Annotated in this window: 12 protein-coding genes; 10 read left to right on the plus strand and 2 right to left on the minus strand. The window is 58.9% G+C overall.

Annotation, left to right across the window (positions count from 1 at the left end; genetic code table 11):
• Positions 1–310 precede the first annotated feature (310 nt).
• Entirely contained in the window at positions 311–754 is a 444-nt protein-coding gene (locus tag ACOWVD_RS18025; RefSeq protein ID WP_049239832.1) for an acetyltransferase, read from the minus strand.
• A gap of 242 nt (positions 755–996) precedes the next feature.
• Here ACOWVD_RS18025 and ACOWVD_RS18030 point away from each other — a divergent pair, with 242 nt between their 5' ends.
• From ACOWVD_RS18030 to ACOWVD_RS18040, 3 genes are all read left to right on the plus strand, one after another.
• Positions 997–1,869 (plus strand): oxygenase MpaB family protein, encoded by an 873-nt coding sequence (locus tag ACOWVD_RS18030; RefSeq protein ID WP_197763676.1) that lies wholly within the window; start codon positions 997–999, stop codon positions 1,867–1,869.
• 162 nt (positions 1,870–2,031) lie between these two features.
• Positions 2,032–3,135: a suppressor of fused domain protein gene (locus tag ACOWVD_RS18035; RefSeq protein ID WP_021503957.1), complete on the plus strand. Its 1,104-nt coding sequence runs from the start codon at positions 2,032–2,034 to the stop codon at positions 3,133–3,135.
• Positions 3,136–3,163: 28 nt separating this feature from the next.
• Positions 3,164–3,691 (plus strand): cysteine hydrolase family protein, encoded by a 528-nt coding sequence (locus ACOWVD_RS18040; protein ID WP_015377091.1) that lies wholly within the window; start codon positions 3,164–3,166, stop codon positions 3,689–3,691.
• 32 nt (positions 3,692–3,723) lie between these two features.
• Here the strand turns inward: ACOWVD_RS18040 and ACOWVD_RS18045 are convergent, their stop codons facing one another.
• On the minus strand, positions 3,724–4,599 hold the full coding sequence (locus ACOWVD_RS18045; RefSeq protein ID WP_197763655.1) for an NAD(P)-dependent oxidoreductase: 876 nt from the start codon (positions 4,597–4,599) through the stop codon (positions 3,724–3,726).
• 290 nt (positions 4,600–4,889) lie between these two features.
• Here ACOWVD_RS18045 and trpS point away from each other — a divergent pair, with 290 nt between their 5' ends.
• From trpS to ACOWVD_RS18080, 7 genes are all read left to right on the plus strand, one after another.
• Entirely contained in the window at positions 4,890–5,897 is a 1,008-nt protein-coding gene (gene trpS / locus ACOWVD_RS18050) for a tryptophan--tRNA ligase (protein WP_021503955.1), read from the plus strand.
• A gap of 117 nt (positions 5,898–6,014) precedes the next feature.
• Positions 6,015–6,848 carry a phosphonate ABC transporter ATP-binding protein gene (phnC, locus tag ACOWVD_RS18055; RefSeq protein WP_019454697.1) on the plus strand — a complete coding sequence of 278 codons (834 nt, stop codon included), beginning with the start codon at positions 6,015–6,017 and terminating at the stop codon, positions 6,846–6,848.
• 41 nt (positions 6,849–6,889) lie between these two features.
• Entirely contained in the window at positions 6,890–7,822 is a 933-nt protein-coding gene (gene phnD / locus ACOWVD_RS18060) for a phosphonate ABC transporter substrate-binding protein (protein ID WP_004939482.1), read from the plus strand.
• A gap of 78 nt (positions 7,823–7,900) precedes the next feature.
• On the plus strand, positions 7,901–8,764 hold the full coding sequence (phnE, locus tag ACOWVD_RS18065; protein WP_421105740.1) for a phosphonate ABC transporter, permease protein PhnE: 864 nt from the start codon (positions 7,901–7,903) through the stop codon (positions 8,762–8,764).
• Positions 8,761–9,660: a phosphonate ABC transporter, permease protein PhnE gene (gene phnE, locus ACOWVD_RS18070; RefSeq protein ID WP_103085798.1), complete on the plus strand. Its 900-nt coding sequence runs from the start codon at positions 8,761–8,763 to the stop codon at positions 9,658–9,660. The genes phnE (ACOWVD_RS18065) and phnE (ACOWVD_RS18070) overlap by 4 nt, the downstream gene beginning before the upstream one ends.
• A gap of 108 nt (positions 9,661–9,768) precedes the next feature.
• Positions 9,769–10,233, plus strand: a complete 465-nt coding sequence (locus ACOWVD_RS18075; RefSeq protein ID WP_004939471.1) for a DUF1456 family protein — start codon at positions 9,769–9,771, stop codon at positions 10,231–10,233.
• A gap of 188 nt (positions 10,234–10,421) precedes the next feature.
• Positions 10,422–13,565 (plus strand): right-handed parallel beta-helix repeat-containing protein, encoded by a 3,144-nt coding sequence (locus tag ACOWVD_RS18080; RefSeq protein WP_421105714.1) that lies wholly within the window; start codon positions 10,422–10,424, stop codon positions 13,563–13,565.
• Positions 13,566–13,724: the final 159 nt, after the last annotated feature.

The raw sequence follows: 13,724 nt of genomic DNA on the forward strand, positions 1-13,724 counted from the left end.
TCTGTTGCGGGTGAATACCGGGCAATCCTACCGAGGGTTGATAGTGACAGGAAGAATGTAAAATCTATTACTTATTCTGATTTGATATATAAGGCGGCCGGGGAGGCGGGGGGAAGAAAACCGGCCGCAGGGTGGCCGGCGAGATTGATGACAAACCTTATACCCTTGCCGGGTTGGCAGAGAGCACCGAATAAAAAACAAGGAAAATCAATTTATTGATTTTCGGCTGATCACCACAAAGAGGGGAAAAACCACGCTTTTTCCCCTCTTTGTCAATAGACTGACCAGCCGCAGGGCGGCCGGCGGAGGGTTAACGTTTGTCCAGCTTCATGTGCAGCAGCGGGAACGGGTTGCCCTGGCCGTCGAGCGGCGAGCGGCCGGTGATGACAAACCCGTAGTGGCGGTAGAAGCCGCTGGCCTGCGGATTTTGCTCGTTCACGTCCAGCTGCAGCTCATCGTGCAGCGTTTCCGCGTGGGTCAACAGCGCTTTGCCCACGCCTTGGCCGCGCTGTTCGGCGTCGATAAACAGCATCTCCACCTTGTTGCCGTTCAGGCCGATAAAGCCGCAGGGATGCCCCGGTCGGTCTTCGGCCACCCAAACGTTGACCGCCGGCAGGTAGTCGTTCAGCACCAGCGGGAACAGCTGCGCGATGTTGTCTTCGGTTAAAAAATGGTGGGTGGCGCGCACCGAACGCAGCCAGATATCTGCCAATTGCGCGTTGTCTTCCGCCGCGCGTGCTCTGATGGTAATCATCGAACTCTCTGCTATCTAAGTTGAAGGAAAAGAAACTAGATAGAGGTTTTGTGGGGTTAGTGCCGAATTAACGTGGGTTAACGCCCTGCAAAGCGCCTCTGCAGTGGATCGAATAGGCCCGCCTTCTCGCAAGCGGTATAACAACTGTAATTCAGCAAGTTAATGCTTTCAACCGCCGCAGGGCGCAATGAGGCGCCCGTCGCGTGATACACTGGCCGCTGAACCAGCAAGAGGGCGGCAGGATGGAAGCGGTACGCGCAGCGATAGAAAAACAGGTGCTCAGCCTGACCGGGCTGGCGCTCGGCGGCGTCGATTTTGAGAACCCGCCGGGCGATCCGGGCTTGTTCGGCCCGCAGTCTGTCATCTGGCAGGTACATCGCGACTTCACCCCGATGCTGTGCGGCGGCGTCAGCGCCTTGCTGCTGCAAATGCTGCACCCGCTGGCGCTGGCCGGAGTGTGGGATCACTCCAATTTTCGCGAAGATATGATCGGCCGCCTGCGCCGCACCAGCCAGTTCGTTTCGGTCACCACCTTCGGCCCGACCGCCGAGGCGCAGCGGCTGATCGCCAAAGTCAAAGCCATCCATCTGCGGGTGACCGGCGTCGGCAGCGACGGCACGCCTTATGCCGCCAGCGATCCGGCGCTGCTGACCTGGGTGCACGTGGCGGAGAGCAGCCGTTTTCTGGCCAGCCACCTGCGCTACCGCAACCCGCACCTTTCCCGCGATTTGCAGGATCAATACTATCGTGAAGCGGCGCGCGTGGCCGCCGCGCTGGGGGCGACGGCAATTCCTCAGTCCTGCGCGGAGGTCGAAGAATACCTGCAGGCGATGCGGCCGCAGCTGGTGTGCGATGAACGCACGCAAGAGGTGGCGCGCATTCTGCTGAAGGCGCCGGCGCCGAGCGCATTGGCGCGCCCCCTCGGTGGGCTGGTGATGCAGGCGGGCATCGATCTGTTACCCGATTGGGCGCAGCGGCAGTTCGGTTTTCATCCGGGCGCGCTGCGGCGGCGGCTGGTGCGAACGGGCGCCGCCGGTTTGGGCAAGGTGCTGGGCGCGTCGATGCGCAACGGTTCCTATCAGCGTGCGGTGCGGCGCATCACTCAGCCGTCATGAGCCGCAGCCGCTATAATTAGCCTTTGTTTATCTTCGTTTACGGCCGTTTTTGAGACTTTTACGGGTGATCCGGCCAGTAATGCGTTTTACACTTGGGGCAAAGCCACATTCCATTTTTGGCGCGCAGCCGATTCTGCAGCGCCCTGACCCTATTGAGGTGATATGAACGAGTCATACGTACTTGCTGAAGTCAGCAATGAGAACCAGACGCTGGTCGCGGTGGTTCAGCAAGATCACCGGGCAGCCTATTTTTACATCTATCCCGCCGAAGCCTACAGCGATCGCTATCAGGTGCGCGCCTGTTGGCTGCGCAATCTGGCCGCCGCGCCGCTGCAGGAGGATCGCGCCGCGCTGGAACAAGGGCAGCCGCCGATGCTGGCGGCGGAGTTTTGCCGCAACCTGGAAGGGGAAGCGCCGCTGAACCCGGAAGGGCTGATGGTGGTGTGGAGTGAAAGCGACGACGGCGCGGCCCTGTGGTATTACGGCCAACTGTTGGCGGTGATCCCCGGCTGGAGCCTGTATATCGATCATTCGGTGTGCTATTCGGCCAGCTGCATCAAGGAGAGCCCACTGGCCTATCCGCTCGGTTCGGCCTCGACCAACACCCAATATGCGCTGGCGGAAAGCACCCGCCAGTTTTGGCGCAGCTGGCAGCGTGAAGAGGGCAATCCGTGGCCGAAGATGCAGCGCGATTTTCAGGCGCGCTATGAGCCGCATTTCGGCCCTTCGGTAAAATACTACGCCATCGATCAGGGCAAGTGGCCGCCGATGGCTATCACCCAGCACGAACGCGACGGCATCTATTACTTCCTCACCATGGGGGTCAGCATCCGGCCGATGCCGTGGGTGGAGATCCTGTTCAACGACGAGGCTTCGCGCTATCGCCGCATGGAGATGGCGATCGCCATCGACAGTCAATACATGACCGAAGACAACGCGGTGCAGATGGCCAGCGCGCTGGCCGGTTTCGCTCATGCGCCGTGGGCGCGGCTGACCTGGATCGGCGAAGGGCATACGCTGGAGTCCGACGTGGCGCCGCTGGGCTATGAGGGCTATATTTTATCGTCGTCCTTCTACCCGCATCACGCGCACCTGGCTCTGCCGCAGCAGTATGGCGATCCGGTTAACCTGTTCTGGGCCAGCCCGGTGTTTACCGCCGAGCGCCAGCTGGCGCACGCCACGCCGAATGGCGGGCACGATCTGGTGCACAGGCTGCGCGAGCAGGGCGTCGACCATATTTTCCGCCCGCGCCAGCCGGTGTGCTGACGCGCTTATCTTTTCTTCAGGAGCCGCCATGACCACCGCGCTGTTGATTATCGATGTGCAGGAAGGGTTGTTTACGCCGCCGCCGGCGGATGCCGCGGGCACCGTTGCGCGCATCAATCAGCTGAGCGAGCGCGCCCGCCGGGCCGGTGCGCCGGTTGTCGTCATTCAGCACCATACGCCGGACGATGAGTTGCCGCACGGCAGCGCCGCCTGGCAAGTGCTCGCGGCGCTGACGGTGGCGCCGGGCGACCATCGGGTGGAGAAAACCACGCCGGACTCCTTCCTGCGCACCTCGCTCGGCGCGTTACTGATCGCCAACGGCGTATCGCAGCTGGTGGTGTGCGGCTACTCCACGCCGTTTTGCATCGATACCACGGTGCGCAGCGCGGCGGCGCGCGGCTATCCGGTGACGCTGGCGGCGGATGCGCATACCTGCCACGACAAATCCTATGCCGATGGCCTGCTGATCCGCACCCACCATAACGAGACGCTGTCGAACATCGACAGCTTCGGCGTGCCGATCCGCGCGGTGCCCGCGGCGGACATCGTGTTCTGAGAACGGAAAACGGGGGCCAACGCCCCCGTTCGTTATTTCAGGCCCGCCCGCCGCGCCGCCACCTTGGCCAGCGCCGCCCAGTCCAGATCCGCATCCCCCTGCGCCATCGCGTCGAGGAAGTTGTCTTTCAGCACCCCGGCGAACGGCATCGGCGTATGGCTGTCGGCGCCGGCGGCCAGCGCCAGCCCGACGTCCTTCAGCCCCAGCGCCAGCCGGAATCCGGCGGGTGAATATTTCTCGGCGGCGATCAGCGCGCCATAGCCCTGATAGGCCGGGGCGGCGAAGACGGTGCTGCTCAGCATCTGCAGGTAGTCGGCGCCGGATACGCCGTAGTTGCGCACCAGCGCGCTGCCTTCCGCCATCGCTTCAATGGCGCTGGCCAGCGTAAAGTTGGTGGCGATCTTGACCACGTTGGCCTGCGCCGGATCGGCGCCGAAGTGCCAGGTTTTCTGGCCAAGGGCATCGAACAGCGGCTGCGCTTGCTTCAGCCGCTCGCTATCGCCGGCCGCCAGAATATTCAGCTTGCCGGCGGCGGCCACGTCGACCCGGCCCAGCACCGGCGCGGCGAGATAGCCGATGCCGTGTTCCTCATGCAGCGTCGTCAGGCGTTTGGCGAGTTCGACCGAGATGGTCGCCATATTGATATGCAGCGCGCCCGGTTTCATCTGTTGCAGCAATCCGCTGTTCACCACCACCTGTTGCGTGGCGGCATCGTCGGCCAGCATAGTGATCAGCACGTCGGCATCGGCCAACTGTTCCGGCCGTTCGGCCTGCCGCGCGCCGGCGCTCACCAGCGGCTGCGCCGCCTGCGGCGAACGGTTCCATACCGTTAAGGCGAATCCCGCCTGCAACAGGTTGGCCGCCATGGCGCTGCCCATCCCACCCAGTCCGGCAAATCCGATCTTCATCATGCGCTCCTTTTTCAGGTTGAAGGTTTTACCCTAGCGCGCCGGGCCAGGAACGCAAATGCCGGAGTGTAACGTCGTCTTACGCACCGGCGGTGGGTTATTGACGCGCTGCCGCAGCGGGTATACCTTGATGCCATGAATATATCGATGCACTCCACCCACAATCAGTCATGGTGGCGCCTCTTCTGAGGCGGCACGAGTATTCACATCTCTTTTTAATGCCGCCGGTTTGGCGGCATTATTTTTTGTGGCGTTGATCCGGCGGTCTACAGACCTTCAGGAGCACTGTCATGAGCTACACCATTCTTACCGGCGATCGCGCCACCGGCCCACTGCATTTAGGGCACTTCGTCGGCTCGCTGCGCCAGCGCGTGGAACTGCAGCACCAGCATAACCAAACGGTGATGGTGGCGGATTTGCAGGGCCTGACCGACAACGGCAACAATCCGCAAAAAATCAGCGCCAACGTGCTCAACGTAGTGGCTGACTATCTGGCGGTCGGCATCGATCCGCACAAGACCACCATTTGCCTGCAGTCGGCGCTGCCGGCGTTGGCCGAGCTGACGATGTACTACCTCAATCTGGTCAGCGTGGCGCGGCTGGAACGCAACCCGACGGTGAAAAGTGAAATCGCCGAGAAGGATTTCGCCCGCAGCCTGCCGGCCGGCTTTTTGATCTATCCGGTCAGCCAGGCGGCGGACATCACCGCCTTTGGCGCCACCCACGTGCCGGTCGGCGAGGATCAGTTGCCGATGCTGGAGCAAACCAACGAGATCGTGCGGCGCTTCAACCACATCGTCGGCCAACCGGTGCTGACGGAGTGCCAGCCGCTGTTGAGCAACGTCGGGCGTCTGCCGGGGCTGGACGGGCAGGGCAAAATGTCGAAATCGCGCGGCAACGCCATCCCGCTTGGCGCCGGCGCCGACGAGGTGCACAAGGCGGTGATGAGCATGTTCACCGATCCCGGTCATCTCAACGTCAGCGATCCCGGCCGGGTGGAGGGCAACATGGTGTTCACCTATCTGGACGCCTTCTGCGACGACGCCGCGCTGGTGGCGGAGCTGAAGGCGCACTACCGGCGCGGCGGATTGGGGGACGTGAAAATCAAACGGCTGCTGGAGGATTGCCTGCAGAGCCTGCTCGAGCCGATCCGCACCCGCCGCGCCGAATTCATCGCCGATAAAGGCGAGCTGACGCGCATCCTGCAGCATGGCACCCGCCGCGCGCATCAGGTCAGCCGGCAGACGCTGCAGCAGGTCAAGGCGGCGCTGGGGCTGGACTTCTTTAGCCTGGAATGATGCGCACGCCGGGGCGGTACGCGTCACGCCCCGGCCATAAAACCATCATCCCACTGTCATAAACTTATCCGTTAATAGGTGCCCATAATGATTAGCTACTGAAACCAGAGAAATCATATGGCTCAGGCACTGTTAAAATTGGCGCAGCACGACTTTCCAGGGCAGCACGCCGCCGCATCCCGCAAAGTGTTATCGGTAAAGGGGCTCGGCAAGGCCTACAAAGCGCAGCAGCGCGTGCTGGATGACATCAATTTCGATCTGCACGCCGGCGAGTTCGTGGCGGTGATCGGCCGTTCCGGCGCGGGCAAGTCCACGCTGCTGCACACCCTCAACGGCACTATTCCTTCCAGCTGCGGCGAGATGCTGCACTTCGAAGACGATGGCGTGGCGCAGGATATCGCCCAGCTTGCCGGCCGCCAGATGCGCCAGTGGCGCGCGCGCTGCGGCATGATCTTCCAGGACTTCTGCCTGGTGCCGCGGCTGGACGTGATGACCAACGTGCTGCTGGGGCGCCTGAGCCACACCTCCACCCTGAAATCCTTCTTCAAACTGTTCGATGACGCCGACCGCGCTCGCGCCATCGAGCTGTTGCAGTGGCTCAACATGCTGCCGCACGCGCTGCAGCGCGCCGAGCACCTCTCCGGCGGCCAGATGCAGCGCGTCGCCATCTGCCGCGCGCTGATGCAAAATCCGCAAATCCTGCTGGCCGATGAGCCGGTGGCGTCGCTCGATCCGAAAAACACCCGCCGCATCATGGACGCGCTGCAGAAAATCAGCGAAGACGGCATCGCGGTGATGGTGAACCTGCACTCGGTCGAACTGGTGAAAGAGTATTGCTCGCGGGTGATCGGCATCGCCCACGGGAAGATCGTGTTTGACGGGCATCCTTCGCAACTGAACGAACGGATCCTGCACCAGCTGTATGGCGAAGAAGCCAATCAGATCCATTGAAGCACTTTTGACCTTTACCCTTTACACACAAGGCACACCTAATGAAAAAAGTATTGAGTCTGACCACCCTGATGGCCGGCGCGATGATGGTATTTAATGCTGCCGCAGCGGATGCGCCGAAAGAGCTGAACCTGGGCATTCTCGGCGGTCAGAACGCCACCCAGCAGATCGGCGATAACCAGTGCGTGAAGCAGTTCCTGGATAAAGAGCTGAACGTCGATACCAAGCTGCGCAACTCGTCCGACTATTCCGGCGTGATCCAGGGCCTGCTGGGCGGCAAGATTGACCTGGTGCTGAGCATGTCGCCGTCGTCGTTCGCCTCGGTCTACATCAAGGATCCGAAAGCGGTGGACATCGTCGGCATCGCGGTCGATGACGTCGACCAGTCGCGCGGCTACCACTCGGTGGTGGTGGTGAAGGCCGGCAGCCCATACCAGAAACTGGAAGACCTGAAGGGCAAAGCCATCGGCTTCGCCGATCCGGATTCCACCTCCGGCTTCCTGATCCCGAACCAGGCGTTTAAAAAGCTGTTCGGCGGCACGGTCGACAACAAATACAACAACACCTTCTCCAGCGTCACCTTCTCCGGCGGCCACGAGCAGGACATCCTCGGCGTGCTGAACGGCCAGTTTGAAGGCGCGGTGACCTGGGCGTCGATGATCGGCGACTACAACACCGGCTACACCAGCGGCGCGTTCACCCGCATGATCCGCATGGATCACCCGGACCTGATGAAGCAGATCCGCATCATCTGGCAGTCGCCGCTGATCCCGAACGGCCCGATCCTGGTGAGCAACTCGCTGCCGGCCGACTTCAAGGCCAAAGTGGTCACCGCCATCAAGAAGCTGGATAAAGACGATCACGCGTGCTTTATCAAAGCGATGGGCGGCAAACAGCACATCGGCGACACCACCCTGGCGGAATACCAGACCATCATCGATATGAAGCGCGAGCTGACCAAAGGCGACCGTTGATTCCCGGCTGCCTCGGCCGCCCGAATGAAGGGGTTCAGCATGCTGAACCCCTTGTTCCATAACGATGGAAGACCTGTTTTGAATACCGATTTCGCACACTATTACCAACGGATCCGCAGCAAGCAAAAGCGCGAAGCGCTGCTGTGGTCGCTCGGGCTGGTGGTGCTGTACCTGGGCGCCGGCAACCTCGCCGAGTTCAACCTGCACACCGTCTGGGTGTCTATTCCGCACTTCTTCGACTATCTGGCCGAAATCGTTCCGACGCTGCACTGGCACCTGCTGTTCGCCGACGGGCGCACCGAAGGCTCGCTGGCCTATTGGGGCTATCGCCTGAACATCCAGTTGCCGCTGATCTGGGAGACCCTGCAGCTGGCGCTGGCGGCGACCATTTTTTCGGTGCTGGTGGCGACCGTGCTGGCGTTTCTGGCGGCCGGCAACACCTATACCCCGGCCTCGGTGCGGCTGGCGATCCGCACGCTGGTGGCGTTTCTGCGCACCATGCCGGAGCTGGCGTGGGCGGTGATGTTCGTGATGGCGTTCGGCATCGGCGCCATTCCCGGCTTCCTGGCGCTGGCGCTGCACACCATCGGCAGCCTGACCAAGCTGTTCTACGAATCGATCGAAACCGCCTCCAACAAACCGGTGCGCGGGCTGGCGGCCTGCGGCGCCACGCCGCTGCAGCGCATGCGCTTTGGCCTGTGGCCGCAGGTGAAGCCGGTGTTTCTCTCCTACAGCTTCATGCGGCTGGAGATCAACTTTCGCCAGTCGACCATTTTGGGGCTGGTGGGGGCGGGCGGCATCGGCCAGGAGCTGATGACCAACATTAAACTCGACCGCTACGATCAGGTCAGCATGACGCTGCTGCTGATCATCGTGGTGGTTTCCGTGCTCGACTATGTGTCGGGCGAGCTGCGCAAGCGCGTGGTGGAGGGGGCAAAATGACAGCGGGCACTCCGGCGTCGGCGGAAACGCTGCGCCAGCTAAAACAGCAGCATCCGGCGATCTTCGCGCAGCAGGGGCGTTACCTGCGCACCGTCGGCCTGATCGCCTTGGCGATCGTGCTGTACTACGTGTTCTTCTTCCTGGTCTTCGGCATTAGCTGGCCGCAGTTTATCAACGGCTGCCAGCAGCTGGGGCGCTATTTCCTGCGCATGTTCGTCTGGCATGACTTCGCCAACTGGCCGTTCATGTACTACTTCCAGCAGATTGGCATCACCATCGCCATCGTATTCGCCGGGACGATCACCGCGTCGCTGATCGCGCTGCCGCTGTCGTTCTTCGCCGCGCGCAACGTGATGTCGACGCCGCTGCTGCGGCCGATCTCCGTGCTGGTGCGCCGCATGCTGGACGTGCTGCGCGGTATCGATATGGCGATCTGGGGGCTGATCTTCGTGCGCGCCGTCGGCATGGGGCCGCTGGCCGGGGTGTTGGCTATCGTGATGCAGGATGTCGGGCTGCTGGGCAAACTGTACGCCGAAGGGCACGAGGCGGTGGACAAGTCCCCGAGCCGCGGCCTGACGGCGGTAGGCGCCAACGGGTTGCAGAAGCACCGCTACGGCATCTTCACCCAGTCGTTCCCCACCTTCCTGGCGCTCAGCCTGTACCAGATCGAATCCAACACCCGCTCTGCGGCGGTGCTGGGCTTCGTCGGTGCCGGCGGCATCGGCCTGGTGTACGCGGAGAACATGCGGCTGTGGAACTGGGACGTGGTGATGTTCATCACCCTGATCCTGGTGGTGGTGGTGATGATCATGGACAAGGTCTCGTCGCTGCTGCGCAACAAGTACATCATCGGCGAAGACATCCCGCTGTATCAGCAAAAAAGCCAAATCGATTGAGAAACCCCTTGCCGATCCCTATACTGCCGCACATTCAAGGTGTGTGGCAGTCATTTCGTTTCGCAATGTGCGCACGTCCCCGTTAGACAAATAAGGCAATGCAATCCCATGATGAACAACGACGTGCTGCGCAGCGTGCGCTATATGCTGAGCATTAACAACGCCAAAATGGTCGAGATTATCAAACTGGACGATTTCGAGGTGGCGGTGTCGGCGATGGACGCTTACGTGATCAAAGAAGGCGAGCCGGGCTACGAGAAGTGCCCGGACGAAGTGATGGCGCACTTCCTCAATGGCCTGGTGTTCTTCAAGCGCGGCAAGGACGACAAGTTCCCGGCGCCGGCGGTTGAGCTGCCAATCACCAACAACCTGGTGCTGAAAAAGCTGCGCGTGGCGTTCGAGCTGAAAGACACCGACATGCACCAGATTTTCACCGCGGTGGATTTCCGCATCTCCAAGCCGGAGCTGAGCGCGCTGTTCCGCAAAGAGGGCACCAAGAACTACCGCCCGTGCGGCGATCAGATGCTGCGCTACTTCCTCAAAGGGCTGGCGCAGCGCGTTCGCGGCGAGTAACGCGCAGCGTTCACCGAACATCAGGCGCAATCGCAAGGTTGCGCCTTTTTTATTGCCGCTCTCCCGCCCGCCGTTGTTGTACTGGCCCTCAGCCATCCGCCATTGATGGAGGGCGTGCCGCCTATCCGGTTACTTTTCCAGGGTTCGTTCAATGTCGATTGAAACGTAAAATCCAGAGGAGTAATTCAATGGCTCAAATGTCAAAAGAAGATCCGCAGTTCAACACAAAAAATGCCGCAGCTCAGGTCAATGACGGTGGCGAATTCGCTGAATATACCCCTGAACAGTTCGGCGCCGTAGGCGATGGCCTGGCCGATGATCGAGATGCTGTTAGCGCCATGTTCGCTAAAGTGGCGATTGACGCCGGTAAATCGATGAAAAAACGCCAGGTCAGAATAGCGAGTGTCTATCGGTTGACGTTGGGTTCGGCTTGGCAGCCTCTGCAGATCCCCAGCAACTGCCATATTTATGGCGGTGGTGAAATTCACCTGGATGACGATACGCCTCAAATCAACATTTTTAATACCGTTGAACAGTCGAATTTCATCGTGGAAGATCTGAGGATTACGAGAAAGGTGACTCAGAAAGATACAGATCCTATTTGGTGGTATGCCACACGCGCGTGCACCGGCATGGCTTTCACCCGTTGTGAAAACTTCACCGTGAGAAATTGTGTCATCAGTATGCATACTGATGCTTTGGGCCTTTCTGACTGTACGTCAGTTACCCTTGAGAACAATTTACTTAAAGATTTGGGAGAGGAACCTATCGCGGTTCGTGGCGGCCGCCATATTACGATCCAGAATAACGAGCTGACGAATCACCAGGGTGATGGGATCCTGCTTAAAACGGGTGTGAACAGAGAGGCTTATGACATCTTAATCGTGAACAATCATATTCACGATGGGCACAAGCCTGCGAAACCGGCAGGGGCGGGGCACACGCAAAGAGGGGGCGGGGTGACGCTCAATAACGAGGTGACCGGCACGCCTCATTCATTTACTAACCTGACCGTTGCCAATAACCATATTGTTAATACCAGCTATGGCATCGCGCTGGGTGGAATCAGTGACATTAATATCTCTAATAACTACATCAAGACGATCGAAAGGTTCGGCATTCAGATAGACTATTCCTTAGTAAATAACCCCACCAAAATTCCTACGAATAACTCCCGAATTATCGGGAATCACGTTGAAGATACCGTTGAGAATGGCATCGATTATCATGGTAACAATGATATTTCTGTCACGGAGTCTGTTATCGCAGATAACTTTTTAAATTTCTGTGGTACCTCCACGACGTCGGCCTTCAATGGCATTGCCGCAACGGAGGCGACCCTTTCAGGCAATATTATCAATAACTGCAAGGTTGCCCTGTTCGCTAATAGCTGCGTGATGACCGGCAATAAGATAACCAACTCCGGATGGGGCGCCAGTCAGGTATGGATCAAGTTGTATGGCGACCGTACGGTGTTTTCCGGCAATCGGGTGACGGACTCTGGGTTTGGTTATATCCGTTTCTTGAATGGGAAAAACGCCATTATTGAAGGGAATGTGATTAAACTGGCTGCGCCTGCTCGGGCGCTGGAGTTAGGCGGGGAATTTGACGAAACGACCCTCATTGGCAAGAACGCCTGGGATTGCGCTTTTAAACCTATTCTCTCTACGATTGCTGGGGTGACGGGCAATCAACTTATTCAGTATACCTTCCCGAATGAAGGCGTGGCCCACATTACCCCGCAGATGTTCGGCGCGAAGGGTGATTGGAATGATACCGCTGGCGTTGGTACGGATGATACGCAGGCGTTTAAACAGGCTATCGCTTATGCGATTAGCCAAGGCTGCAAGAAGCTCTATGTGCCTGCCGGCAACTATTACATTACGGATACGTTAAATTTAGGGGGGGAAAACTACACCGGAGATAAAGGCATTGCGATAGAGGGTGAAAATTGGATTAGTACAAAATTCTTCTTTAAGCCGACGTCTAATGATCATGCGTGTTTTGAGTCGAAAGGCGGTTCCGGGATCCATACCAACAGATATATCAGCGACGTGACGATTACGCCGGCCAAGGGCGCGTTATATACGGGCACCGGCTATCGGATTAATGGTTCCTGCTTCATGCGGCATGAAAGATTGCTTATTATGAAGTTTTTTGTGAACCTACATCTGTTGAACGGCTATGCCGGTGCGTTTACCGAGTTCGTCAGTTTTCACTCTTGCCGGTTCCACCGTGGCTTGTCGAACATCTTGATGGAAAGCAATGGCGGGGATAGCTCCTTCCACGGCGTGGGGTTCCATGAAATTCAATGTCAGATCAAAGTTTCCGGCAATCCGGGCGATGGCGGCACAAATATGGATGCCGGCGTGGGGCTGGAGCTGAGAGGAAACGCCAACAGAGCAACCTGGTACAACGGTTTCTGCTATATCCACCTGTTCGGCGGCGTCGGCGCAACGGCGATCAAACTCACCCGGACCAACACCGATAACATCCTGGGGCAGTTTACTTGCGAAGGTGAAACCATTCTTCAGAGTGATGGAAGCACTTTTGAATGTCGAGGCGGTTTCTATAACGTGAGTACTACCACTTACAATGTGGCGACAGAACCGGTAAACGGCATTGCGGCGGCATTTGTGTTTGATAACATGATGAGCAATACGACAAGATTCGCCAACGCGGCAATCGCCGATATGGCTCCAAGGCAGCTTCCGTGGTCCTTGGCGGACAGGGCCAGTAATGGCGCTTATCCGGCGATTTTCCATGGCATCAAGGGCGACTCCGATAACCTGTTCTATGCAGCCAGAGGGGGAAGCACCAACTATCATTACTTTGGCGGTATTTCTCCAGGCAATAACCTTCAGGGGTTTGAACCGGGCGTCAGGTTGGCTCAGGACGGGGCTTCTTTCATTAGTTTTGCACCTAAGTTTACGCTTGGCGCGAATAACAATACGACCAGCAGCGGCGTATCCATCTCCCCTGCTGATTTTTCGCCGCAGAAGGATATCGCGACCGCCTTAGGACAGCCCTCATTCAAATGGAGCGGGTTGTACACTAAGCAGTTAACGGTCGCTGACAATGGCGTTTATCCTGCCGGTAACGGCGCTTACCCTATTGGTGGGCCGAATAACCAATTCTCCTCTGGCCACATAAAAGTGTTGAATATTTATGATTCAGCGAATGTGAACGGAGATCCCGTAGGTGTCAGAGTTGCCGTCCCCGCTTCGGCCGTTGCGCCCGGTAAAATAGGCCAATGGTCGGCAGACTCCGCATTCTTTTATGTTTGCACGGCGGCCAATACCTGGAGAAGGGTGGCGCTCACCACATGGTAGGTACTGAACTTGCGGCTGATGGCTGACCTATCCATATCATCCTTCCGGGGCGGCGAGTGTCGCCGCCCCGTTTTTTCCTCTGCGTCATCCCGCCATTGCACTCTTTTTGTTCCCCCGCTGCGCACCGCTGGTGCAGCCCGTTTGCCGCCGCTGTCATAA

The organism is Serratia sp. SA088, assembly GCF_049065515.1.
GTDB classification, from domain to species: domain Bacteria; phylum Pseudomonadota; class Gammaproteobacteria; order Enterobacterales; family Enterobacteriaceae; genus Serratia; species Serratia nematodiphila.

Coding starts and splice junctions, on each gene's coding strand:
- ACOWVD_RS18025 (WP_049239832.1), bottom strand. CDS start 754: ATGATTACCATCAGAGCACGCGCGGCGGAAGACAACGCGCAATTGGCA.
- phnD (WP_004939482.1), top strand. CDS start 6,890: ATGAAAAAAGTATTGAGTCTGACCACCCTGATGGCCGGCGCGATGATG.
- ACOWVD_RS18035 (WP_021503957.1), top strand. CDS start 2,032: ATGAACGAGTCATACGTACTTGCTGAAGTCAGCAATGAGAACCAGACG.
- ACOWVD_RS18075 (WP_004939471.1), top strand. CDS start 9,769: ATGATGAACAACGACGTGCTGCGCAGCGTGCGCTATATGCTGAGCATT.
- phnC (WP_019454697.1), top strand. CDS start 6,015: ATGGCTCAGGCACTGTTAAAATTGGCGCAGCACGACTTTCCAGGGCAG.
- trpS (WP_021503955.1), top strand. CDS start 4,890: ATGAGCTACACCATTCTTACCGGCGATCGCGCCACCGGCCCACTGCAT.
- ACOWVD_RS18045 (WP_197763655.1), bottom strand. CDS start 4,599: ATGAAGATCGGATTTGCCGGACTGGGTGGGATGGGCAGCGCCATGGCG.
- ACOWVD_RS18080 (WP_421105714.1), top strand. CDS start 10,422: ATGGCTCAAATGTCAAAAGAAGATCCGCAGTTCAACACAAAAAATGCC.
- ACOWVD_RS18030 (WP_197763676.1), top strand. CDS start 997: ATGGAAGCGGTACGCGCAGCGATAGAAAAACAGGTGCTCAGCCTGACC.
- phnE (WP_103085798.1), top strand. CDS start 8,761: ATGACAGCGGGCACTCCGGCGTCGGCGGAAACGCTGCGCCAGCTAAAA.
- ACOWVD_RS18040 (WP_015377091.1), top strand. CDS start 3,164: ATGACCACCGCGCTGTTGATTATCGATGTGCAGGAAGGGTTGTTTACG.